Annotated in this window: 18 protein-coding genes; 6 read left to right on the top strand and 12 right to left on the bottom strand. The window is 32.7% G+C overall.

Annotated elements, in window-relative coordinates; genetic code table 11:
* Nucleotides 1–43 precede the first annotated feature (43 nt).
* The 5 genes from rpsA to lon form a co-directional block, all read right to left on the bottom strand.
* Nucleotides 44–1,828: a 30S ribosomal protein S1 gene (rpsA, locus tag BC961_RS06875; protein WP_121925138.1), complete on the bottom strand. Its 1,785-nt coding sequence runs from the start codon at nucleotides 1,826–1,828 to the stop codon at nucleotides 44–46.
* A gap of 393 nt (nucleotides 1,829–2,221) precedes the next feature.
* The gene (locus BC961_RS06870) at nucleotides 2,222–3,598 is read right to left on the bottom strand and encodes a nucleoside permease (RefSeq protein WP_121925137.1); all 1,377 of its coding nucleotides are present in this window, start codon (nucleotides 3,596–3,598) and stop codon (nucleotides 2,222–2,224) included.
* A 70-nt stretch (nucleotides 3,599–3,668) separates the two neighbouring features.
* A complete protein-coding gene (cmk, locus tag BC961_RS06865; protein WP_121925136.1) occupies nucleotides 3,669–4,364 on the bottom strand; it encodes a (d)CMP kinase in 696 nt (231 codons plus the stop codon).
* Nucleotides 4,365–4,380: 16 nt separating this feature from the next.
* Nucleotides 4,381–5,400 (bottom strand): type IX secretion system protein PorQ, encoded by a 1,020-nt coding sequence (porQ, locus tag BC961_RS06860; RefSeq protein ID WP_121925135.1) that lies wholly within the window; start codon nucleotides 5,398–5,400, stop codon nucleotides 4,381–4,383.
* A gap of 142 nt (nucleotides 5,401–5,542) precedes the next feature.
* A complete protein-coding gene (lon, locus tag BC961_RS06855) occupies nucleotides 5,543–7,993 on the bottom strand; it encodes an endopeptidase La (RefSeq protein WP_121925134.1) in 2,451 nt (816 codons plus the stop codon).
* A gap of 310 nt (nucleotides 7,994–8,303) precedes the next feature.
* Here lon and BC961_RS06850 point away from each other — a divergent pair, with 310 nt between their 5' ends.
* From BC961_RS06850 to BC961_RS06835, 4 genes are read left to right on the top strand one after another with little or no spacing between them, the layout of a single operon-like run.
* Entirely contained in the window at nucleotides 8,304–8,858 is a 555-nt protein-coding gene (locus BC961_RS06850) for an RNA polymerase sigma factor (protein WP_121925133.1), read from the top strand.
* Nucleotides 8,855–9,391, top strand: a complete 537-nt coding sequence (locus tag BC961_RS06845) for an anti-sigma factor (RefSeq protein ID WP_121925132.1) — start codon at nucleotides 8,855–8,857, stop codon at nucleotides 9,389–9,391. The genes BC961_RS06850 and BC961_RS06845 overlap by 4 nt, the downstream gene beginning before the upstream one ends.
* Nucleotides 9,375–10,436 (top strand): hypothetical protein, encoded by a 1,062-nt coding sequence (locus BC961_RS06840; RefSeq protein WP_121925131.1) that lies wholly within the window; start codon nucleotides 9,375–9,377, stop codon nucleotides 10,434–10,436. The genes BC961_RS06845 and BC961_RS06840 overlap by 17 nt, the downstream gene beginning before the upstream one ends.
* A 40-nt stretch (nucleotides 10,437–10,476) precedes the next feature.
* Nucleotides 10,477–11,211, top strand: a complete 735-nt coding sequence (locus tag BC961_RS06835; protein WP_121925130.1) for a head GIN domain-containing protein — start codon at nucleotides 10,477–10,479, stop codon at nucleotides 11,209–11,211.
* Nucleotides 11,212–11,242: 31 nt separating this feature from the next.
* Here the strand turns inward: BC961_RS06835 and BC961_RS06830 are convergent, their stop codons facing one another.
* The 6 genes from BC961_RS06830 to BC961_RS06805 form a co-directional block, all read right to left on the bottom strand.
* Nucleotides 11,243–12,568: an MFS transporter gene (locus tag BC961_RS06830; protein ID WP_121925129.1), complete on the bottom strand. Its 1,326-nt coding sequence runs from the start codon at nucleotides 12,566–12,568 to the stop codon at nucleotides 11,243–11,245.
* 183 nt (nucleotides 12,569–12,751) lie between these two features.
* Entirely contained in the window at nucleotides 12,752–13,564 is an 813-nt protein-coding gene (locus BC961_RS06825) for a M48 family metallopeptidase (protein ID WP_121925128.1), read from the bottom strand.
* 88 nt (nucleotides 13,565–13,652) lie between these two features.
* Nucleotides 13,653–16,052, bottom strand: coding sequence for a glycoside hydrolase family 31 protein (locus BC961_RS06820; RefSeq protein ID WP_121925127.1), 2,400 nt, complete (start codon nucleotides 16,050–16,052; stop codon nucleotides 13,653–13,655).
* A 175-nt stretch (nucleotides 16,053–16,227) separates the two neighbouring features.
* Nucleotides 16,228–18,132 (bottom strand): 1,4-alpha-glucan branching protein GlgB, encoded by a 1,905-nt coding sequence (gene glgB / locus BC961_RS06815; RefSeq protein ID WP_121925126.1) that lies wholly within the window; start codon nucleotides 18,130–18,132, stop codon nucleotides 16,228–16,230.
* A gap of 63 nt (nucleotides 18,133–18,195) precedes the next feature.
* Complete coding sequence (locus tag BC961_RS06810) at nucleotides 18,196–19,476, bottom strand: glucose-1-phosphate adenylyltransferase (protein WP_121925125.1); 1,281 nt, start codon at nucleotides 19,474–19,476, stop codon at nucleotides 18,196–18,198.
* Complete coding sequence (locus BC961_RS06805) at nucleotides 19,473–20,894, bottom strand: glycogen synthase (protein WP_121925124.1); 1,422 nt, start codon at nucleotides 20,892–20,894, stop codon at nucleotides 19,473–19,475. The genes BC961_RS06810 and BC961_RS06805 overlap by 4 nt, the downstream gene beginning before the upstream one ends.
* 170 nt (nucleotides 20,895–21,064) lie before the next feature.
* Here BC961_RS06805 and BC961_RS06800 point away from each other — a divergent pair, with 170 nt between their 5' ends.
* A complete protein-coding gene (locus tag BC961_RS06800; protein WP_121925123.1) occupies nucleotides 21,065–21,928 on the top strand; it encodes an alpha/beta hydrolase in 864 nt (287 codons plus the stop codon).
* Nucleotides 21,929–21,981: 53 nt separating this feature from the next.
* Nucleotides 21,982–22,374, top strand: coding sequence for a peptide-methionine (R)-S-oxide reductase MsrB (msrB, locus tag BC961_RS06795; protein ID WP_121925122.1), 393 nt, complete (start codon nucleotides 21,982–21,984; stop codon nucleotides 22,372–22,374).
* Nucleotides 22,375–22,816: 442 nt separating this feature from the next.
* On the opposite strand, the gene BC961_RS06790 is transcribed toward msrB, so the two are convergent.
* Entirely contained in the window at nucleotides 22,817–24,439 is a 1,623-nt protein-coding gene (locus BC961_RS06790) for an amidase (protein WP_121925121.1), read from the bottom strand.
* Nucleotides 24,440–24,850: the final 411 nt, after the last annotated feature.

The following is a 24,850-nucleotide window of genomic DNA, read 5'->3' as shown; positions in this document are numbered from 1 at the left end:
CACATTTATGTGAGGCTTTCTATATTCAAAAAATTTCAAGAAATTATTTTTTCTCTGATTTTTCCATTTTAGCTTTCAATGCTGCTAATACATCATTGTTATCTCCTAAAGTTGCAGCAGCTGCATTATTAGTAGATGAAGATGCAGAAGAAGTATTTTCAGTAGCTGCTTTCACATTTTTCTCTTCTTCTTCACGGAAGATAGCAGTGTGAGATGCAACAACTCTTTTAAATTCTTTGTTAAATTCGATTACTTTGAAATCAGCTGAATCACCTTTTTTCAATTTCTTTCCGTCTTCTTTTTCAAGGTGACGAGTAGGAATGAAAGCAACGATATCATCTCCGAATTCTACAGTAGCTCCTTTATCAACAATTTCAGAAATTTCACCGTTGTGGATAGTTCCTACAGCGAAAGAATCTTCATACTGATCCCAAGGATTAGCAGTAGTTTGTTTATGACCTAAAGATAATTTACGTCCGTCAACATCTAATTCTAATACTACTACGTCAAGTTTCTCACCAACATTTACAAATTCAGATGGGTGTTTGATTTTCTTAGTCCAAGAAAGGTCAGAAATGTAGATTAATCCATCAATTCCTTCTTCAAGTTCTACGAAAATACCAAAGTTTGTAAAGTTTCTAACGATACCTGTATGTTTAGAACCTACTGGGTATTTAGAAGTGATATCAGTCCAAGGATCTTGAGATAATTGTTTGATACCTAATGACATTTTACGGTCATCTCTATCTAAAGTTAAGATAACAGCCTCAACAACATCTCCTACTTTTACGAAATCTTGTGCAGAACGTAAATGAGTAGACCATGACATTTCAGAAACGTGGATTAAACCTTCAACACCTTCAGCAACTTCGATAAATGCACCGTAATCAGCGATTACAACTACTTTACCTTTTACTTTGTCTCCTATTGCTAATTTAGCATCTAGAGCATCCCAAGGGTGAGCATTTAATTGTTTCAATCCTAATTGAATTCTTGTTTTCTCATCATCGAAATCAAGGATTACAACATTTAATTTTTGATCTAATTCAAGAACTTCAGATGGGTGATTAATTCTTGACCAAGAAAGGTCAGTAATGTGAATCAATCCATCAACTCCACCTAAGTCAATAAAGACACCGTAAGAAGTAATGTTTTTAACAACACCTTCTAATACTTGACCTTTTTGTAATTGACCGATGATTTCTTTTTTCTGAATTTCGATATCCGCTTCAATAAGAGCTTTATGCGAAACAACAACGTTTTTGAATTCGTGGTTGATTTTCACAACTTTAAATTCCATCATTTTGTTAACGTAAACGTCATAATCTCTAATTGGTTTAACATCAATTTGAGATCCTGGTAAAAACGCTTCAATTCCGAAAACGTCAACGATCATACCACCTTTAGTTCTGCATTTTACAAAACCATTAACGATTTCTCCTGTTTCGTTAGCCGAAATAACTCTATCCCAAGATTTGATAGTACGAGCTTTTCTATGAGATAAAACTAATTGACCAGTTTTGTCTTCACGGATGTCGATTAATACTTCAACAGTATCACCTACTTTTAATGCTGGGTTGTAACGGAATTCGTTTAATGAAATAACACCTTCCGATTTTGCGTTGATATCAACGATAACGTCTCTATCTGTAATTCTAACAACAGTTCCATCAACTACCTCTTCTTGATCAGTAGCGATAAATGTTTTTGAAACTAATTCTTCGAATTCTTGTAAGTTTTTTTGATCAACAGCATCAATACCTTCTTCGAAATTGTGCCAGTTAAAATTTGCTAAAAACTCTTCTTGTGATTTTACTTGTTCAGACATGCTGATTAAAAATTTGTATTCTGTATTCTCTCGAGTTTCTTAGTGTGCTAGAAAACAGCAGAAGTTGTTTGTATAATTAGTTGAACCCCAAAGGAAACTCTTATTCACCAAATGGACTGCAAAAGTAGCACATTTAAATTAAATAACAAAACTTTGTAAACAGTATAATTGATTGATTATTAGGAGCACAAATTTTATTACTTTTCAAGAAATCTAGTCCCGCTTTCCGCTTTATCTTTTCAATAGTTTCCAGCCTTTAAAATGCTGAAAACTATTGAAAAGGATGCCGCTTCAATCGGGGCTAATCAAAATTAACTTGCAATTCTAAAAATATAAAAAAAAGCCCGACAAATTTTTAAAAATTTATCGGGCTTTCCGTTTGTCGTGCTGCTTTTAATGACTGATATTTTCTAGCGCTTTTGGATCATGCTTGTGTTTAAACAATATAGCAAAAGCCACCGCAATAATTAAAGCATAAATTGCAAAAGCAAGCCATATCGTATGCCAATCTTTCATTAGAACTACTTTACTAAATAGGCCATCGCTTGAAATCGCATTTCCCTGACTTGTTATAAACTCAGTCATTTTAGAGTTTGTTGGTTCTGTTTCTAGAAAGCCAGCTAAATCTTTTGTATTGTTAAAAGACTTTGTGAAGTACTTATCAATAGCCCATCCTGAAGTGAAACTTCCTAAAACTGCACCAAAACCATTTGTCATCATCATAAACAAACCTTGTGCTGAAGATCTATTTTTAGGGTCTGTATTTGTTTCTACAAACAGTGATCCTGATATATTAAAGAAATCAAACGCCATTCCGTAAACTACACAAGACATTATAATCATCCACAATCCTGTAGTTGGATTTCCGTATGCAAATAGTCCGAAGCGCAATACCCAAGCCAACATACTAATCAACATTACTTGTTTGATTCCAAAACGCTTCAAGAAAAAAGGAATTGCAAGAATAAACAAAGTCTCAGATATTTGAGAAATAGACATAATTATAGTTGAATATTCTACTACAAATGAATCAGCATATTTAGGAAAATGCTTAAACTCATCTAAAAATACATCACCATAAGCATTTGTTAACTGTAACGCTCCACCTAAAAACATAGAGAATATAAAAAACAGCGCCATTTTATAGTCAGCAAACAATTTAAATGATTCTAAACCTAATGTTTCCATTAGCGATGCATTCTCTTTAGTAAGTTTCTGTGGCTTACACTTTGGCAAAGTAAAAGCGTAAATACCTAATACTAATGCCGCGATACCTGCAATATAAAATTGGTATTCAGTGGCCTTGCTTCCAGATAGATTTGTAATCCACATTGCTGCTATAAATCCCACCGTTCCCCAAACCCTGATAGGCGGAAAACTCTTGATTACATCTTCATCATTTAATTTGAGTGCTGTGTATGAAATAGAGTTACTCAATGCGATTGTTGGCATGTAAAAACACATTGCCAAAAGCATGATATAAATAAAATTTTCAGGACTCGTGACTTGCGGAATATAGAATAAAACGGCGGCGTAAAGAACATGCAGAATTCCGTATAATTTTTCAGCATTTATCCATCTATCGGCTAAGATTCCGGTTAGCGTTGGCATAAATAATGAAGCAATTCCCATGGTACCAAAGACCAATCCAAATTGCGTTCCATCCCACTCTTTGGTGCCAAACCAATAATTTGCAATTGTAATTAACCAAGCTCCCCAAACAAAAAACTGAAGAAAGCTCATTATTATCAATCTATTTTTAATTCCCATAAGATGAATTGTTTTTATTTAAAAAATAAGAGGACGTAAATCTACTATTAAAAATGATATCTGCAACTATTTATATCGATTTAGTAGCGTCAATTACGATTTCTAAAACTAACTGAAATTGCTCTTCTCTATCCAAGTGAGAATTATCAATTTCGATAGCGTCTTCAGCCATTACAAGAGGAGAATCAGCGCGGTGCGTATCAATATAATCGCGTTCTTCAACGTTTTTAAAAACTTCTTCAAAAGTCACATTATCACCTTTAGCTACTAATTCGTCATAACGTCTTTGCGCTCTAGTAGTTGCACTTGAGGTCATGAAAATTTTAAGTTCTGCCTCTGGAAAAACAACAGTACCTATATCTCGGCCGTCCATTACGATTCCTTTGTCTTTACCCATTTCTTTTTGTTGCTCCACTAATTTAGATCGAACTTCAGAAATCTCTGCAACTTTGCTCACAAAACTAGAAACTTCGATAGTGCGTATTTCAGTTTCGACGTTCACGTCATTGAGGTACATTTCCCCAAAACCTAAAGCATCATTAAACTTGAATTGCAGTTTTATGTAAGGCAAACTATTGATTAAAGAATCTTTATCAAAAAATTCAGAAGTAATATATCCATTTTGCATTGCAAATAGAGCGACAGCGCGATACATTGCACCAGTATCCACATAAACATATCCTAAATGATTGGCAATTTGCTTTGCTAATGTGCTTTTCCCAGTCGATGAAAACCCATCAATTGCGATAGTAATTTTTTTATTCAAAATTTAAATTTTTATATTATTGAAAATTTACTGTTAATCCAAACAGACTTGTATTTCCTGCTAAGGTGTATCTCGAGTAGGAATAATTGAATTTTAACTTATTCATTTTAAGTCCGAATCCTAAAGAAACTCCCGAAAAGTTTCGCTGTTCTAAAAGTCTCAGTTCCTCCGCTCTCCTAAAATTATAACCAATTCTTAAATTAAATGCTTTTTTAGGGAATAATTCTACTCCTATTATTGCGTGTCGTAAAGCATTATTTACAAATGAAACTTTTTCAGCCTTCACCTCGCCATCTAGTGATGACTCTCCTCTTTCGGGATTCGAAAAGCTGAGATTCCATTGCTGCAAATTTTCTAAGGTAAGATGCCAACGAATGGGAACATTTTCTAACTCTTGAGAAACACCGGCGATAATTTCGAGTGGTAACTTTTCATTAACATCATTATATGTAGAAAATTGTGTTCCTATATTTCTAATTGCTAAGGCCCAGTTTACATCATTTTTTTCGTCAATGAACAAAGCACCAATATCTAAAGCACCTCCAAAAGAATGATACGACTCTAAACTTGAAGATATTAATTTTGCGCTAGCTCCTACATGAATATTTGTATACGGAATGTTGTATGCATAACCAAATGAAAGCGCTATTTCACTTCCTGTAAATGATGATGTCGATTGACCGTTTTCATCATAGCCCTCAAAGCTGCCATAATTCACATAATTGACTCCAGCTTGAAAAGTGTTAATATGACGATCATAAGTGTAAGCATAGGATGCTGTTCCATAAGTGACTTCCTTAAAATAGCTACCATAATTCAAAGCTAAATGGTTATCCATTTCTGCATTGATAGTAGCAGGATTAAAATGTACTTGATTAACATCATCGTCGTAAATAGTTACAACTTTCCCTCCTAATGCGGCTTGCCTTGGCGAAGTAACTAAATTCAAAAACTGATAGGTATACTTCCCTCCTATTTGACTGTGTGACGCAGCGCAAATAAGTAGAAAAAGATATAATAAAAGTTTTTTAAACATTCTTTGAAGTGCGATTTATGAAAGTAAAACGCAGTTGCGAAGATAAAATTATAAATCTGATTTAAATCAAAAAAAAATCCAAATTCCAATTCTTAAAAATTAAGATTTGGAATTTGAATTTTAATATTGGAAGCTCTTTTATTTACAAAACCTTTGCATTTTTTACATCTTGGTCTGTTAAAGCATATTCTAAGACTTCGCTCATTTCTTTTACGTAATGAAAAGAAAGACCTTCTAAATATTCTGCTTTAATTTCGTCAATATCACTTTTATTTTCGTGACATAATATTATATCCTTGATGTTTGCTCTTTTTGCAGCAAGAATTTTTTCTTTAATTCCGCCTACAGGAAGAACCTTTCCGCGCAATGTAATCTCTCCAGTCATCGCTAAGTTTTTCCTTACTCTCTTTTGTGTGAACAAAGAGACTAAAGAGGTTAACATTGCGATTCCAGCACTTGGACCATCTTTTGGAGTTGCTCCTTCTGGTACGTGCAAATGAATGTTGTATTTCGAAATAATATCTGAATCTAATCCTAATAATTTTGTATTTGCCTTTATGTATTCTAATGCAATCGTTGCCGATTCCTTCATAACTGTTCCCAAATTCCCTGTAATAGTCATTGTTCCTTTTCCTGGAGATAGTAAAGATTCAATGAAAAGAATATCTCCACCCACAGAAGTCCATGCTAATCCAGTTACCACACCAGCTACGTCGTTAGTCTCGTACTTATCTCTCCCTAATCTTGGAACACCTAAAACTTTTAAAATGTCCTCGTCAGTTACTTTTTTATTATACTCTTCTTCCATAGCGAGTGACTTTGCCGCATTACGGATTACTTGTGCAATTTTTGCTTCAAGTCCACGAACACCAGATTCACGAGTGTAACCTTCTACAATTTTTTCCAACTGTTTTTTTCCAATGGATAAATCTTTAGTAGTCATTCCGTGCTCTTTTAATTGTCTTGGAAACAAATGCTGACGCGCTATTTCTACCTTTTCCTCGATAGTGTAACCAGACATTCTTATAATTTCCATTCTATCTTGTAAAGCAGGTTGAATTGCCGACATATTATTAGATGTCGCAATAAACATCACTTTAGATAAGTCATATCCCATTTCAAGGAAGTTATCGTAAAATGAATTATTTTGCTCAGGATCTAAAACTTCTAATAACGCAGATGATGGATCCCCATTATGACTGTTTGATAATTTATCAATTTCATCTAAAACAAAAACAGGATTTGACGTTCCAGCTTTCTTTAAACTTTGGATTATTCTTCCTGGCATTGCGCCAATATATGTCTTTCTATGCCCTCTAATTTCGGATTCATCGCGTAATCCACCTAAAGAAATTCGAACATATTCTCTTCCTAAAGCTTCGGCGATAGAGCGTCCAATCGATGTTTTACCGACTCCTGGAGGTCCTGTCAAACAAATAATAGGCGATTTCATATCATTTCGCAATTTCAAAACTGCTAAATGCTCTATCATTCTTTTTTTAACATCCTCTAAACCAAAATGATCCTTATCAAGGATTTTTTGCGCTCTTTTTAAATCAAAATTATCTTTCGAAAATTCATTCCAAGGTAATTCTAAAAATAATTCTAAATAATTTCGTTGGATACCAAAATCTGGCGCTTGCGGATTCATGCGGCGCATTTTTGACAATTCTTTCTCGAAATGATTTTTGGTTTTTTCATCCCATTTTTTAGACAAAGATTTCTGTAACATCTCGTCCATCTCTTCTTCCTGTGAAACACCGCCTAGCTCTTCTTGGATGGTTTTCATTTGTTGATGAAGAAAATATTCTCTTTGTTGCTGATCTAAATCAAAACGCACTTTCGACTGAATATCATTCTTTAATTCAAGTTTTTGCAACTCGATATTCATATATCGAAGCGTCTCTAAAGCTCTATCCTTTAATTTATTGATAGCAAGTAAATCCTGCTTTTCTTTAACTGATAAATTCATGTTAGAAGTAACAAAATTTATCAAGAAAGATTGACTCTCGATATTTTTTATTGCAAAAGTAGCTTCACTAGGAATGCTCGGGCTTTCTTTAATAATTTGGATTGCTAACTCCTTTACAGAATCCAGTATTGCTAAAAATTCAGTATCGTTTTTCTTTGGTCTTTTTTCAGGAACTTCCTTTATTTTTGCTGTTATATATGGTAATTCATCTACTACAGAGTCAATTTCAAAACGCTTTTTCCCTTGTAGAATTACCGTGATATTTCCATCAGGCATTTTTAACACGCGTAAAATTCGCGCAACGGTTCCTATTTTATGAATATCTTTTTTCGTTGGATCTTCTTCCTCTTCGTTGATTTGAGCAACAACACCTATCGTTTTTCCTGCAGCGTTGGCATCATTTATCAATTTAATAGATTTGTCACGTCCTGCTGTAATTGGAATCACAACTCCTGGAAACAAAACCATATTACGTAAAGGTAAAATGGCGAGTAATTCAGGTAAAGCTTCATTATTCATTTCCTCCTCGTCTTCAGGAGTTAAAAGTGGAATTAAATCTGCCTCAGAATCAAATTCTTGAAGTGACAGATTGTCAATTGTAAGTATTTTGTGATTTGACATATATTATTTTAAGTCTTTTTGTCATTAAAAAAAATCAGTATTTAAGCAAATATACCGTTTCAAAGTAATCTAATACCATATAAACCGTGTTTAATACCTAATATTTGCTAGAGGGTAAAAGATTCAATCTCTGTGCCAAAGCGAATGTTTCAATTTGGAATTTCCCCTTCTTATACAATTTAAACGCATTGGAAAACATTACTTTTTTTAAAGAAAAAAATAAATAATTTAAGAAAAAAGAAAGATTAATTTTATTAAGTGTAACATAAATTTAATTAGTGAGTCTTTATAGTATAACATAACCAGTTGATTGAGTTTAAACCAAATTAATATCGAGGACTTGATTTTGCTTTGTAAGCAAAAAAATCAAAAAGCACAATGCGAAGTTTACAATCGCTATGCTAAAGCGATGTATAATGTTTCGTATAGAATTGTAAAAGATGCCCACTTTGCTGAAGATGTTATGCAAGAAGGTTTTTTGAAAGCTTTTGATAAAATAAATAGTTACAAGCAAGAAGTTGCTTTTGGCTCCTGGCTTAAGAGGATCATTGTCAATGCTAGTATAGATTTTTACAAAAAAAACAATCAATTTAGCTTAGAAGATTTTGATAATAGTGTTTATAAAATCGAGGATAATTGTGAAGATTCAGCAGATGTTGAATCGTTTAATAACTTAAAAGTAAAGCAAATATTAGAAACGATAAACGCTCTCAAATATAATTACAGAATGGTTTTAACGCTATTCTATATCGAAGGCTACGATTCTGAAGAAATTAGCGAAATTTTGAACATAAGCAATTCTAACTGTAGAACAACTTTAAGTCGAGCTAAAGAAAGTCTTAGAAAAAAATTAGAAGAAATATGAAAAAGGAAAATGATAAAATAGATAATGTATTTCAAAAAGTAAATCAAAACTGGGACGTAGAAGACTTACAAGATGGTCATAACAAGCGATTTTTAAATAAACTAAAGACTAAAAAAAGATCAAAAAAATATTTTCTTCCGTTAGCAATTGCAGCCTCAATTGCGCTGTTACTAGGAATATCTTTTTTTCATAAATCAGAAGAGAAAGTAAACGAGTTTCAATTTGCTTCGAAAGAAACAAGACAAACTGATTCCATATTTACAGTTGTGATAAAAAAAGAGCTAGAGAAATTGAATGAGAAAAAATCTCCAGAAAATAGAAAAATCATCAACGATGCTTTAAAGCAAATGAAAGTTCTAGATCAAGATTATGAAAAAATAATAATCGAATTAGAAACCAACGGAGAAAGCAAGCAAATAATTTACGCAATGATTAACAATCTTCAAACTAGGATTTCGTTTTTACAAACCGTGATGCAACATATAGAAGAGAATGAACAATTAAAACAGCTTCCCGATGAAAAAACAGTGTAAAATTTTATTTTTTCTACTTATCATTCCATTTCTTGGATACGCAGGAGAAAATGATTTCAATTATTCTAAACAAAAAAATATTAGTAAAGCCTATACTGTAAACTCAGATGTGACCCTATCAATTGATAATTCGTACGGTAATATTTCTGTTACAACATGGAATGAAGATAAAGTCGAACTTGACATCAGTATAAAGGTAAGTGGCGACAATGAAAAGTGGGTAAATCAGCGCATAAATGATATTGACATAGATATTGTTGCACTAAAAAATTTAGTTTCAGCTACAACAATTATTAGTAATTCGAGTTCGAAAAATCAAGGAAGAAATAACAGCTTCGAAATTAATTATACATTAAAAATACCAAAAAATGGAAGTGTAAAGCTTATTAACAAATATGGTAACATTGTAACCGCAGATATTTATGGCGATGCTGAAATCAAATGTAAATATGGAAAAATAAATACGGGTAAACTTCTTAAAAACAGTTCAGTTCAAATTGATTACTGCTCAAATTCTACCATTGCTCTTTTAAAAAATGGTACCGTAATAGCAAAATATTCGAATTTGAAAATAACTGAGGCTAATAAATTAGATTTAATTTCAGATTACACAGACGTCACTATATTTGACAGTGACGAAATCAAGTACAGCAGTAAATACGGAAAGATCACAATTAAAAGTGTCAAAACATTGAATGCTGCTGGAAATTATTTGACAATACGCATTGGAGAAGTTTCCGATTATTTAAAATTAAATACAAAGTATAGTTCTTTAAATATTGATCGAATTAATGCCAAAGTAAACACTGTCAACATTGCCGCCGGTTACACCGGAATTAATATTGGTTATGATAGTAACTATGCTTTCGATTTTAATGTATCCTTGAAATATGCCAATTTTAATTATGATAACGATCTAGACTTTAGCGTTAAAGAGGTAGTTTCAAATTCAAAAAAGTACAGTGGATTTTACAAGAAAAAGGGAGTTAATAATTTAATTATCATATCTGATTACGGAAACGTATCACTGCAAAAAAAACAATAAACAATAATCATTAAACATTAATCAAAAACCAAAAAAAATTATGAAAAAATCAATCCAATTAGCACTTACTTGTGCACTATTATTCACGACAGTCTCAAATGCGCAGTGGTTCTCTAATCAAAAAATTAAGGGAAACGGCAAAGTAGTTTCTGAAAAAAGAGTAACTGCAGCTTACGACAAAATTGCAGTAATAGGCTTTTTTGATGTAGAATTAATTGCTGGAAAAGAAGGGAATATCACTTTGAACGGCGAAGAAAATTTATTGCCATATATTAAAATTGAAGTAGTAAATCAAGAACTTAAAATCAGTACCGAAAAAAATAAAAATATAAGCACCAGTAATGGAAAGAAATTGTTGATTACTGTTCCATTTGAAAGTATTAGTCAAGTTTCATTAACAGGATCAGGTGATATTGATACTAAAAATACTATTATGGCTAATAAATTTGCTGTTAAGCTAACAGGTTCTGGAGATTTAAGATTAAGTATTGACTCAAAAGAATTAGATGTGACGCTAAATGGCTCAGGAGATATCGTACTTAATGGTAAAACAGAAAATATCAATAGTGTTCTAAGTGGCTCTGGTGATATAAAGGCTTCTAAAATGAAATCTAAAAACGCCAATGTAACTGTTTCTGGATCTGGTGATAGTTCGATTTTCTGTTCAGAAAGTATTTATGCAAGGGTTTCTGGATCGGGTGATATTAAATATAGCGGTGATCCTGAGAAAAAAGATACTAAAGTTAACGGCTCAGGTGATATTACTAAATTGTAATTAAAAATAATTTTTACAGTAAGATGTTTTATTAATTTAAAACACCTTTTTTTGGCACTCTATTCAAAAGAATAACAGCTATTATAAAAAAGATTGCCAATGAAGCAATTCCGAATCTAGGACTTCCAGTAATTTGATCAATTATTCCGTAAACCATCATCCCAATTACTATTCCGATTTTTTCTGCCACATCATAAAAACTAAAGAAAGATGCTGTATCCTGAGTTTCAGGAAGTAGTTTTGAATATGTAGAGCGCGATAATGCTTGAATTCCGCCCATTACAAGACCAACCAAAGTAGCCATTACATAAAATTCTATAGGTTGCGTGATAAAAAAAGAGCCCGCACAAAGTAAAACCCAAAAACAATTAATAAAAATTAATGTCGGTATGTTCCCAAATTTTTCAGAAGCCTTGGAAGTTAATAATGCTCCTACAATGGCAACAAGCTGGATTAATAAAATACATATTATGAGTCCTGTAGTGCTTTCCTCTTTTGAGGACCACTCAATTTCCTGAGCACCAAAATATGTAGCAACTAACATCGCTGTTTGCACAGCCATACTAGATATAAAGAAACTTCCTAAGTATCGCTTAAGTGCAATATTAGCTTTAAGCAAAATCCAAACTTTCATTAACTCCTTAAAGCCGTTGAAAATTAAGTGATGCGTTACTTTTTTATCATCTTTTCTATTACCCTTTGGTAAATAATAATACGAATATTGACTAAAGATAATCCACCAAACACCAACCATCACAAAGGAATATCGCATCGCCTTCATTGCCGCTTCACCTGAACTACCTGAAATTCCAAATATAGTGGGCTTCATAATCATTGCTAAATTGACTACAAGTAAAATTACGCTTCCCACATATCCCATAGAATATCCCTTGGCACTAATTTTGTCTTGCTGCTCTACAAAAGCAATATCAGGTAAATAGGAATTATAAAAAACTAAACTTCCCCAATACCCTATCAAACCAAAAAGATAGAAAATCAATCCAATATATATGTTATCTAAATTAAACCAGTACAAACCCATGCACGAAAGTGCTCCAACATAACAAAAGAATTTCATAAACGACTTCTTATTACCAGCATAATCTGCTATTCCAGATAATAATGGAGACATCACAGCAACCAGTAAAAATGCGATGGCTGTTACAAAACTTATAAGCGCCGAATTTTTTAAGCTAAATCCAAAAGCATTGATGTAATGACTTCGATCAGAAAATAAGGCTTCATAAAATATTGGAAATATTGCCGACGCGATAGTTAAAGTATAAACAGAATTTGACCAATCATAAAAAGCCCAAGCATTTAATAATTTCGTACTTCCTTTTGGTAAATCAGCCATAGTAGATATTTTGAGTTGCGAATTTATTTAATTTTATCCAAAGAAAAAGTATAGTTGTATTAAAATAGTAACAAGCTTAGCTTATTACTCAACAATAACTTTAACAATTAATAACAATTTTAAAACAAAAAAAAGGCTAAACTCAAATGAGATTAGCCTTTTTTAAAATTATCTAAAAAAATATTATTTTATAACTCCAACTTTAGCAGCCATTGCTTTAGCTTCTGGAATTAATGCTTTTAAATTTGCAATTCTCGTAGCATCAGATGGGTGCGTACTCATAATCTCTGATGGCGCTTGACCAGATGATTGTGATGCCATTCTTGTCCAGAAAGTAATAGACTCCTCAGGATTATATCCAGCGATAGCCATTAATGTAAGACCAATTTTATCAGCTTCAGTTTCGTGACCTCTACTAAAAGGTAACATTACTCCTACTTGAGAACCAATCCCGTAAGCTTGATTCCAAATTTGTTGCGTTTGCTCACTTTTACCAGAAGTAGCTGCAGAAACACCTACACCGATAATTTCTTGTAACTGACCTGCGCTCATACGCTGCGCACCATGATTAGCTAATGCGTGAGAAACTTCATGACCCATTACTGTTGCTAAACCTGCATCAGTTTTTGTTACTGGTAAAATACCAGAGTACACAACGATTTTTCCTCCTGGCATACACCAAGCGTTTACTTCTTTGTTATCAATTAATTTATATTCCCAACGGTAGTCTTTTAAATACTGTCCTTGTCCTAGGTAAATTAAGTATTTTTCAGCAGCAGCTTTTATTCTTAAACCTACATTTTCTACTTTTCTTGCATCGGCAGTTCCAGTAATAACTTTATTTTCTTTCAAAAAAGTGCCATACTGTTGAAACGATGAAGGAAACAATTCACTATTCGAAACAAAGTTCAAACTCTTTTTTCCCGTAATTGGATTAGTCGCACAAGAGTACACTAAACCTAACGCGCATATTCCTAATAATATATGTTTTTTCATAATCTAAGATTTAATTTATTGGACAAATATACACTGTTAACAAACTTTAACATTTATATAATTTAAACATAATGTTTCATTATTATTGTTATTCACCTATAATATGTAAAGCTGTAAATCCTTTATCAACGATTAAATAACTCTCTTTTTTTAAAGTTTCTCTATCAAACAAGAATTCAACATTGTCAATTTGAATTGCCTTGATTGCAAAAGGAAGTCCAATAAGATTAATTTTATATTTTGAGTATTGTGTGTCATACTTCCCTTCTTTATGGACTTGAACAATTAGCTCATTATTTTTTCCATTAGTTTGAAATGACAAAAAGCTATACCTACCCTTCTTATAATCGTATCCATCTTGAGCATCTTCATATACTACAGACTTTTCTTTACCAAGTTTATAATAAACATCTAATGACAACTCATCAAATTCTAGTTCGCCCACATATTGCTGAACGGGATACTTCGGAATTATAGATCCTGCTTTAACAAAAATTGGAATTTCATCAAACTTGGTATCAATCCAAATTTCTTTTCCACCTTTACAATATTCATTTGTCCAGTAATTATACCAATCACCTCTTGGAATATACATCCTTCTTCCTAATGCATTTGGTTCTAAAATAGGGCAAACTAAGATTTGATTTCCAAATATAAATTCGTCGTTTCGATAATGCGTTTGAATATCTTCCTGATCAAAATATACTAATGGTTTCAACATCGGAATACCTTGTTCAATGTACTGCCAAAACATCGTGTACAAATACGGCAATAACTGATATCTTAAATTCACAAATTTTCTTGTGATATCAATAACTTCCTCATCAAAAGCCCAAGGTTCTTGATCTCCATGATCTCCTGAAGAGTGCGTTCTACAAAAAGGATGAAAAACACCTAGTTGAATCCATCTAGCGTACAATTCGCCAGAAGGCTGTTCTGCAAAACCACCAATATCAGAACCGGTGAATCCCATTCCAGAAATCGACATTCGCTGCATTTGTATGTTCGCAATCCATAAATGTTCCCAAGTAGCGATATTATCGCCCGTCCAAGAAGAAGAATAACGTTGCGCTCCTGCATAAGCAGATCTCGTTATAACAAATGGTCTTTTAGGATAAGCGAATCGCTTCACACCATGATACGTCGCTCTTGCCATTTGAGTACCATAGATATTATGTGCTTTTCTATGACTACAAGGATTTCCATCATAATCATGTCTTACATCCATTGGAAAAGTCTTATTAGGAACTTCCATAACGGCTGGCTCATTCATGTCATTCCACACGCCTTTTACCCCAATATCTGAAATTAATTCCTTGAATAATCCTGCCCACCATTCTCGCACAACTGGATTTGTGTAATCTGGGAAATTACATTCTCCTGGCCATACTTTTCCTTTCATATAAGGACCATCAGCTCTCTTACAGAAGTAATCTTTTTCTAAAGCTTCTTTATAAACAAAATATTCCTTGTCAATTTTTATTCCTGGATCAATAATCACGACAGTTTTAAAACCATCTTCAGCTAATTCAGCGACCATTCTTTTAGGATCTGGAAAATACTCTTTATTCCAAGTAAAACAACGAAATCCCTCCATGTAATCGATGTCTAAGTACAAGGCGTCACAAGGAATTTTCAACTCTCTAAATTTTGCAGCTACCTCTTTTAAATTACTTTCTGGATAATAGCTCCATTTACATTGATGATATCCCAGAGCCCACAAAGGCGGTAATTCTGGCTTTCCTGTAAGATCTGTGTAAGTAGTTACAACATCTTCCATTTGGGGACCATAAATAAAATAATAGTTCATTTCACCACCTTCAGCCCAATAACTGGTTACATTTCTTCTTTCATGACAAAAATCAAAATAGGTTCTAAATGTATTATCAAAGAAAATTCCGTAGGATTTTTTATTATGAAGCCCGATATAAAAAGGAACTACTTTATATAAAGGTTCTTGATCTTTTTGAAAAGCATATTGATCAGTTGCGAAATTCTCTAATCTTTTTCCTTTCAAATTTAGCTGTGTAGCTTTGTCACCAAGTCCGTAAAAACATTCACCATCTTTCGATGTTTTGCTCATTTTTACAATATTACCTCCTAGTTCATAACTTTCTTCCCAGTGAAAACCAAGTTCATCTTCTAAGATAATGCAGTCATTTAAATCAAAAATTGACAATCTCATATCAATTTTCTGTATCTTACATTTGACTTTACTAGTCTTTATTTGGTAATATTCATCTTCATCAGTAACTTCTAAAAAATTGTATCCATGAGTGTGACTTTTATCAATTGCATATGAAAAGTCGTTACTGAAATATCCTTTGGTAGTAAATCTGAATCGAATTAAGCTATCTCTTAATACGGTTACCTTCAAAATAACACTATTATCTGTATAAAAACTCACAGAATCTACCTCATGGTCATAAGAAACAATTTTTGTGGGATATAAATCTCCTTTATATTCTAATTCTGTATTTGTAATCATTTTTTATAATATTAATTTTATTCAAATTTGGGTTGTCAAAAATACAAAATTACTTCGCATTCAGTTTTTTATGAATATTTATTCACGAAAACGTTATAGCTACTCCTTACTTAAAATAAATAATGACTCTCAAAAAAGTGAGAATCATTACTTATACCTTACTCGGTAATTTTTTTTAGATTTTAAAAACAGATACACTTAATGGTGCTAAAACAAGCTCAGCTGAGTAATCTCTACCATCGTATGGCATTGCTTGAATAGCGATTTTTTTGATGTTAGAAACACCGCTTCCTCCATACATTTTTGCATCACTATTAAAAATCTCCGTTAATTTTCCTTTCTTAGGAATTCCGACGCGATAATTAGTTCGCACGACTTCTGTAAAATTACAAACAACGATAACTGATTCTTTAGGCTTGTTCCCTTTTCGAATAAAAGAAATCACTGCATTTTGATGATCTGAATAATTAATCCATTCAAAACCTTCTTGGCTAAATTGCTTCTCATACAGTGCAGGTTGCGTTTTGTATAAATTATTTAGGTCAGTTATTAATTTCTTCACTCCTTCATGAAACGGATATTGTAACAAATGCCAATCTAAACTTCCTTCAAAATTCCATTCGCGACTTTGTCCAAACTCACATCCCATAAAAAGTAATTTTGTGCCAGGATGCGTAAACATATAGCCATACAATAATCTCAAATTAGCAAACTTTTGCCACTCGTCACCTGGCATGCGTTCAGCGATTGATTTTTTACCGTATACAACTTCATCATGCGAGAGCGGTAACATAAAATTTTCTGAAAAGGCATAATTCATAGAGAAAGTTAAATCATTCTGATGATATTTTCTGTAAACAGTATCTCTTTTAAAATAGTCTAAAGTATCGTGCATCCAACCCATCATCCATTTCATACCAAATCCTAAACCACCTATTGATGTTGGTCTTGAAACCATTGGATAAGAAGTGCTTTCCTCTGCGATAGTTTGAACACCTTCAAAATTAGAGTAAACAGCTTCATTAAATTCTTTTAAGAAACTTATGGTGTCTAAATTTTCTCTTCCACCATAAATATTTGGCTCCCACTCTCCATCATTTCTAGAATAATCTAAATACAACATTGATGCAACAGCATCTACTCTAAGTGCATCTGCGTGGTAATATTGTAACCAAAAAAGTGCATTACTTATTAAAAAGGAGCGTACTTCATTGCGACCGTAATTAAAAACTAGACTTTTCCAATCCGGGTGATAACCTTTTCTACGATCTGGATGTTCGAATAAATTAGAGCCATCAAAGAATCCTAAACCATGTGCATCATCAGGAAAGTGAGAAGGAACCCAATCAAGAACCACTCCTATACCAGCTTCGTGCAGTTTATCAACTAAAAACATGAATTCTTGTGGATTACCAAAACGAGAGGTGGGTGCAAAATAACCTACTAGTTGATAACCCCATGACGGATCATAAGGATATTCCATAATAGGCATAAACTCAACATGCGTAAATCCAGTCTCCTTTACATAATTTACTAGATCTTCCGCAAATTCGACATACGTTAGAAATCTGTTTTCGCTGCTGTGTCTTTTCCATGATCCTAAATGAACTTCGTAAACTGAATAAGGTTTATCTAATCCATTGTGGTTTTGACGTGTTTTCATCCACTTTTCATCGCCCCATTTGTAATCTAAGTCCCAAATAACCGATGCTGTATGCGGTGGTTTCTCACAGTAAAAAGCAAACGGATCTGCTTTTTCCGTAATTACGCCATTATTGTTAGACTGTATTCTATACTTGTATGTAGTGCCTTTTTTAACATGAGGAATAAAACCTTCCCAAATACCAGATGAATCCCATCTCACTTCTAACTGATGTTCGCCAGATGTCCAGAAATTGAATTCACCAATAACTGATACAGAATGAGCTGTAGGAGCCCAAACAGCAAAGTAAACGCCGTCGACTCCATCGACTGAGATAAGATGTGCACCAAGTTTTTCGTACAAGCGAAAATGCTTTCCCGCTTTGAATAAATCAATGTCAAAATCCGTGAAAAGAGAGTGCGAAATAACTTTATTCATAGTTCGATTGTGTAATTCTCTTTATAAAAAGAATATTAATTTAAGTAATAACAGTTTTTACATTTATTTGATAATGTAATTATCTGGAATAACTGCCCCTTTTTTAATTACTACTATTCCGTCTTTAATGGCGTACAATTCATTAGAAAAATCCCCTAAGTGCGCTCCACCGTTTATGTAAACATCATTACCAATTCTACAATTTTTATCCACTAATGCATTATTTATAAAACAACGCTCTCCAATACCAATTAAATTTCTCTTGTTTACGATGTCTTCATTCATATCATCAATATTTTGATACAAATCATTTCCCATCACGTAAGAATTTTGAATTATGGTTCCATCTCCTATTCGAGATCTAATTCCTATGACGGATCGATTAATTTCTTTTGCATTTAATATACAGCCTTCAGAGATAAGCGATTTATCGACAATAGTTTTTTGAAATTTAGAAGGAGGAAGCAATCTAGGTCTTGTATATATCTTATTTTCATTATCAAATAAGTTGAATTTTGGCAAATCTTCTGTTAGTCCAATATTTGCTTCAAAAAAAGAATCAATATTACCTATATCAGTCCAATATCCTTCGTATTGATAACTCAAGATTTTTTTATGACCTACAGCTTGTGGAATAATTTCTTTACCAAAATCTTTAGTTTCCTGATTAGACATAATGTCAATCAACAATTTTCTATTGAAAATATAAATACCCATTGAGGCTAAGTAATGTTTTCCTTCACTCTTCATTTGGTCACTTACATCAGATTCCCATTCAGGTAGTAATTCTTTAGCTGGCTTTTCAATAAATGATTCGATAAAACTTTCAGAATTAGTTTTAAGAATTCCGAATTCTGGTGCATCTTTAGCATTAACTGGTAAAGTAGCAATAGAAATATCAGCTTCATTGTTGATGTGCGCTTCAAGCATTTCATTGAAATCCATTTGATATAATTGATCTCCTGAAAGTATTAAAGCATAATCAAAATCATGATTTAAAAAGTGTGGCATACATTGTCTTACAGCATCGGCTGTTCCTTGAAACCAAGTTGGATTATCAGGAGTTTGCTCTGCGGCAAGAATATCAACAAATGCATGACTGAAAACACTGAAATTATAGGTGTTTTTAATGTGTGCATTCAATGAAGCAGAATTAAACTGAGTCAACACAAACATCCTGTAAATATCAGAATTCATACAGTTTGATATCGGAATATCTACTAATCTGTATTTTCCTCCAATCGGTACTGCTGGTTTAGATCTTGTTTCGGTTAACGGATATAATCTTGAGCCTTGTCCACCCCCTAATATAATTGCAATTACATTTTTCTTTTTAGCCTTCATATCTTGTTACTTATTAATTTGTATATCTCTATGTATTCTTGGCAAACTCGCTCCCATGAATGGTCCGTGTTCATCCCTATTTTTCTAATTTTATTGAATTGCTTTTTATCATTAAAAAGATCTACTGCTCTATCAATGGAATAGCAAATATCTCTCACGCTTGCTTGGTCATGACAAATACCATTTCCGTTATCTCCAAAATCTATTACGGTGTCCTTTAATCCACCTGTTCTTCTTACTATAGGAATCGTACCGTATCTAAGTGAATACATTTGGTTTAAACCGCAAGGCTCAACACGTGATGGCATCAGTAGGAAATCTGAACCTGCATAAATTAGATGCGCTAATTCTTCATTGTAGCCAATAAAAGTATTGTAATTTCCTTTATAATCATGCAATAAACTATTGAGCTGCTTTTCAATAGTTGTGTTACCAGAACCTAATATCAAAATATTTATTTGTTGATAATTTTCAGATAAAGCTAGAGCTGAAGCATGGGGTAATAAATCTCCCCCTTTTTCCTCTAATAATCTTCCAATGAAGCTAAAAAGCGGTTTACTAGGATCTAAATCAAAAAGTTTACATAGCTTTTCCTTGTTTTTTTGTTTACCAAGTTCGAAATTTTTGATAGAATAGTTTTTTTCTAACGCAGAATCTTTTTCAGGGTCCCACACTTCGATATCTATCCCATTCAAAATTCCTTTTGACTTATAACGAACTAAATTAAACAAGGATTCTAATCCATTAGCTGAATAATTAATTTCATTTAGATAATTTGGAGAAACCGTAGTCACCGCCCATGCACATTTGATACCTACTGCCAATGAGTTAATGCAATTATCCCATTCTAAAACGTGAACGTGCGCTAAATCAAAATGAGGTAAATAATATAATTTATCAAAACTGAATTGACCTTGATACAATCCATTATGAATTGTAATCATTGAGGGCACCTCTTTAAGTTTATTATACTTGTGGCAGTATAACATCATAAAAGGTATTAAACCCGTATGATGATCGTGACAATTAATTACATCTGGCACTGAACCTCTTCCAATAATCCAATCTAAAGTTGCAATTTGAAATGATAAAAAGCGTTCGATGTCATCCTCATAACCGTAAACATCTTTTCTATTAAAAAGATCTGGTATTTCTATCAAGTAGAGTTCAAAACCCAGCATATCCGTGGTTTCTTTAAGAACATTAAAAGGAAAACTAAAATTACCTAATTTCACATGTCCCCAATGAACACACTCAAAATCATTTTCACTTTTAAATTTTGTATCATAACCTGGTACAACAACCCTTGCAAGATGTCCAGCATTATTTTGATATTTTGGTAGCGCTCCTACAACATCCGCTAATCCACCCACTTTGGCTACCGGATAACATTCAGCACTAATATGAAATATTTCCATAAATGAAATTTGATTTTATAATTAATTCTAGTACGATCATCGCAATTACGCTTTATTTGTCCCTTTTATGTTAATAGCAATAAATACGTTTGTAAAAAATACTACTTTTATGTTTTTCTAAATTTACTAAAAAAAAATTAACATCATTGCCCGATTGAAAATTTATTGATATGACAAAAAATAGTTCTGTACATACACAATCTTTAAAAATTCCTAAGATTATGTTAGTAACATGTAAATTAATCTCTTTAATTTCACCAAAACTCATTACACTCTTTGCTTCTAAATTATTTACGACTCCAATAAAACATAAAATTCCTAAAAGGGAGTTAGATATGGATCGTAAAAGCACACAAAAGTTAATTAACATACCAGAGATTGGTAAAGAAATTGTTCTGTATCAGTACGGAGATAGCAAAAAGAAAATACTACTAGTTCATGGTTGGTCCGGTCGAGGAACACAATTATTTAAGATAGCTGATGAATTAGTAAAAATAGGATATTCTACAATCAGTTTTGATGCTCCTGCTCATGGTAAGTCTCCAGGAAAAATGACAATTATGACCGATTTTATTAGCTCGATTATGGAAATCGATAAGCAATTCGGACCATTCGAAGCTGCGATCGGTCACTCCTTAGGGGGAATGTCTGTTCTAAACGCTATAAAAAGCGGTTTAAAAGTTAATAAAGCTATTGTAATAGGAAGCGGTGATATTGTCCAAGATATTTTAGATGATTTCGTTGCTAAATTAGAGTTAAAGCCAAATATTAGCACACTATTACGTTTGCATTTCGAAAAGAAATATGGTGAAGAGATGAATAGCTATTCTGCTTATATCGCTGCAGCAAAAGCTACTATTCCTGTATTAGTTATACATGATCACGATGATCCAGAAGTTCCTGTCAAGGCAGGAATTCATATTCATAAATATTTAAAAAATGGAGAATTGATGTTAACTCATGGTTTAGGACACCGAAAAATTCTAGGAAATAATGCCGTAATTGAAAAAACAATTGCGTTCTTAGATAAATAGAAAAAAGATAATTATTATAATACTGAAAAAAGACTAACTTAAATTGTAAAGAAATGAAATATCCATTAGAAAAATCAGAGGAACAATGGAAGGCAGAACTTGGAGAAGAACGTTATAGAATTCTTCGAAAAAAAGGAACTGAATATCCACACACAGGAAAGTACAATTTAAACTTTGAAAAAGGTACTTACGCGTGCGGGGCGTGTGGTGAATCATTGTTCGAAAGCAATACTAAATTTGACGCGCATTGCGGTTGGCCTTCTTTTGACGAGTCAATACCTGGAAAAGTAGAATTTATCTCCGATGTAACTCACGGAATGAAGCGTACAGAAATACTTTGCGCTAATTGTGGAAGCCATTTAGGACATGTATTTGATGATGGACCGACAAAAACTGGTCAGCGTTACTGTGTAAACTCTTTATCAGTTGATTTCAAGGAGGAATAGTAAGATTGTTATTCTTTATTAGCTTGAATAGTTCATACAATGTTGGAAAGATGTAAATATAATTATATTGTAAAGTTGAATGATGTTTTCAATTAACAATAGGATACAGGTCTATAAATGTTCTACTATTTTATGAGATCTAACCGGCTTTACTATTTGTCAAGTACCTTAAATTTAAAGAATACTTTACTAATATTGAAAACGTTTGTTAATAAACTTAGTGCTTATTAAAAGCAAGATGGATTAAGCAGTCTAAAATTTTATTTAGTTTACTCTTGGTCCATTTTGCTTCTAAACTTAGCTTTATTACATCATATTCAATTGAGATGATTTGTCTTCCAATTATAATTTTATTGAAAAAAACGGGAGTATAAAACATTAAGTATTTTTCTAATAGAAAAATATTTTAGTAGGTCTAAAATTAATTACAGTAAGGAATATTCTATCCTAGAAAAGATGTTTTAAAATCTGGCTTCACTCTTTTTTTAGAAGCTTGCTCATACGAATATGCTATTCCAATCAATTTACCTTCCGTATAAGCAGTACCAAAAAAAGATAAACCTACTGGTAAATCATAAACTTTACCACAAGGAACAGTAATATGTGGATAACCACTAATTGCTGCTGGAGTAGTTAAGGAATAATCTCCCCATCGATCTCCATAAATAGTATCAATGCTGCAGGTTGGACCCATTGTGATTCCACAAATAGCATCTAATTGATTATCAGTAAAAATTTTGCCTAGAATATTTTTACTACCAATGTGACTATTTTCTAAAGCTTCTAAATATTTTCTATCGCTTAAATCGGATTTCGCATTCGAACTCTCTAACAATTCTTGCTTAAAATAAGGCATTGCTTTATCTTCGTTCTTACGATTGAACTCTATAACTTTACTCAAAGACTTAACTTTACAATTTGCGTTAGCCAAATAATTATTTACTCCATCTTTAAACTCATATTGAAGAACTTCAGATTCTGAAGCGCCTAAAGAATTAAATTTATCCAAATAGTCAATTTCAACTAGTACTGCTCCATTCTTTTTCAGAATAGCAACAGTAACTGCGAAAAGCTCATTAACATACTTATTATTTCCTTGTGCTTTTTTCTCAATTCCAATTCTTTTTCCTGCAAGGCCGTTTAAATCTAAAAATTTAGTGTAATCAGCAAAGTTCTTTCCTGCACTCTCTTGCGTAATTGAATCATTATTATCTACGGCAGCTAAAACACCAAGCAGAATTGCAGCATCTTCCACTGTCCTAGCCATTGGACCCGCCGTATCCTGAGTTTTTGAAATAGGAATAATTCCACTCCTACTTACTAAGCCAACGGTAGGCTTGATTCCTACAACACCGGTGACTGAGGCAGGACAAACAATTGAACCGTCTGTTTCTGTACCAATTGCTACAACGCACAAGTTAGCAGAAACTGCTACACCAGAACCAGCACTTGAACCACAAGGATTTCTGTCTAAAAAATAAGGATTTTTAGTTTGGCCTCCTCTACTACTCCAACCAGAACTAGAGTTGGTCGATCGAAAATTTGCCCATTCACTTAAATTAGTTTTTCCTAATATAATTGCGCCAGCCTCTCTTAATTTTGTAACAATAAACGCATCTTTAGAAGCAATATTTCCCTCTAATGCTAATGATCCGGCAGTAGTTTGCATTTTGTCAGCTGTGTCAATATTATCTTTAATAAGAATAGGAAGTCCATGTAAAGGGCCTCGCTTTTTACCTAAATTAATTTCTGAACCCATCGCTTTAGCGATAGACAAGGCATCAGGATTAATTTCGATAACAGAGTTTAACTTTGCACCTTTCGCATCGATTTGTTCAATACGGTTGAGATACAATTTAACTAATTGTTCAGAAGTATACTTACCAGAATCCAGCTTTTGTGTTAAACTAATAATTGTTTCCTCATCAAGTTCAAAATTTAAATCTGATTCGACATTAGAATTTGGTTGATCAGATTTATTTAATCCTTCACATCCTGAAACTAAAAATGATGTCAAACCTGCAGATGCAAGTGTCGTAGTGGTCAAAAAATCTCTCCTTTTCATAAGTAGCAATTAAAAATAAATAACACCAAAATATTAAGTGATTCAAATCTACTTTTAAATTTTTAATTAATTTAAATTTTACCTGAGAAATTTAATTGATTTTAACAGCTTTTTTCCATATTCATGAAATAAAATTCTAACGTAATACCGAATTATTGTAGTTAATTGAAATCATTTGACAGAAATCAGTCAATTAAAAGATTTAATTTAAAATATAGAAAATTAAAATAAAAAACCTTGACTCACAAGAATCAAGGTTTCGAATAAATTTTAATGGTACTGGTTGAATTAAATATATTTTCCCAACTTTTTATATAACAAAAAACCCTATTCAAATACATGAATAGGGTTTTTAAAGAAAGGCGACGACATACTCTCCCACATAACTGCAGTACCATCTGCGCAGGCGGG

The sequence above is a fragment of the Flavobacterium weaverense genome, from assembly GCF_003688495.1.
Taxonomy (GTDB): domain Bacteria; phylum Bacteroidota; class Bacteroidia; order Flavobacteriales; family Flavobacteriaceae; genus Flavobacterium; species Flavobacterium weaverense.
Note: the sequence above shows the minus strand (reverse complement) of the source record. Positions and strands in the feature narration are given on the sequence as shown.

Coding starts and splice junctions, on each gene's coding strand:
- BC961_RS06820 (WP_121925127.1), bottom strand. CDS start 16,052: ATGATTACAAATACAGAATTAGAATATAAAGGAGATTTATATCCCACA.
- porQ (WP_121925135.1), bottom strand. CDS start 5,400: ATGTTTAAAAAACTTTTATTATATCTTTTTCTACTTATTTGCGCTGCG.
- BC961_RS06810 (WP_121925125.1), bottom strand. CDS start 19,476: ATGAAGGCTAAAAAGAAAAATGTAATTGCAATTATATTAGGGGGTGGA.
- BC961_RS06870 (WP_121925137.1), bottom strand. CDS start 3,598: ATGGGAATTAAAAATAGATTGATAATAATGAGCTTTCTTCAGTTTTTT.
- BC961_RS06805 (WP_121925124.1), bottom strand. CDS start 20,894: ATGGAAATATTTCATATTAGTGCTGAATGTTATCCGGTAGCCAAAGTG.
- BC961_RS06800 (WP_121925123.1), top strand. CDS start 21,065: ATGACAAAAAATAGTTCTGTACATACACAATCTTTAAAAATTCCTAAG.
- rpsA (WP_121925138.1), bottom strand. CDS start 1,828: ATGTCTGAACAAGTAAAATCACAAGAAGAGTTTTTAGCAAATTTTAAC.
- msrB (WP_121925122.1), top strand. CDS start 21,982: ATGAAATATCCATTAGAAAAATCAGAGGAACAATGGAAGGCAGAACTT.
- BC961_RS06830 (WP_121925129.1), bottom strand. CDS start 12,568: ATGGCTGATTTACCAAAAGGAAGTACGAAATTATTAAATGCTTGGGCT.
- lon (WP_121925134.1), bottom strand. CDS start 7,993: ATGTCAAATCACAAAATACTTACAATTGACAATCTGTCACTTCAAGAA.
- BC961_RS06845 (WP_121925132.1), top strand. CDS start 8,855: ATGAAAAAGGAAAATGATAAAATAGATAATGTATTTCAAAAAGTAAAT.
- BC961_RS06790 (WP_121925121.1), bottom strand. CDS start 24,439: ATGAAAAGGAGAGATTTTTTGACCACTACGACACTTGCATCTGCAGGT.
- BC961_RS06840 (WP_121925131.1), top strand. CDS start 9,375: ATGAAAAAACAGTGTAAAATTTTATTTTTTCTACTTATCATTCCATTT.
- BC961_RS06825 (WP_121925128.1), bottom strand. CDS start 13,564: ATGAAAAAACATATATTATTAGGAATATGCGCGTTAGGTTTAGTGTAC.
- glgB (WP_121925126.1), bottom strand. CDS start 18,132: ATGAATAAAGTTATTTCGCACTCTCTTTTCACGGATTTTGACATTGAT.
- BC961_RS06835 (WP_121925130.1), top strand. CDS start 10,477: ATGAAAAAATCAATCCAATTAGCACTTACTTGTGCACTATTATTCACG.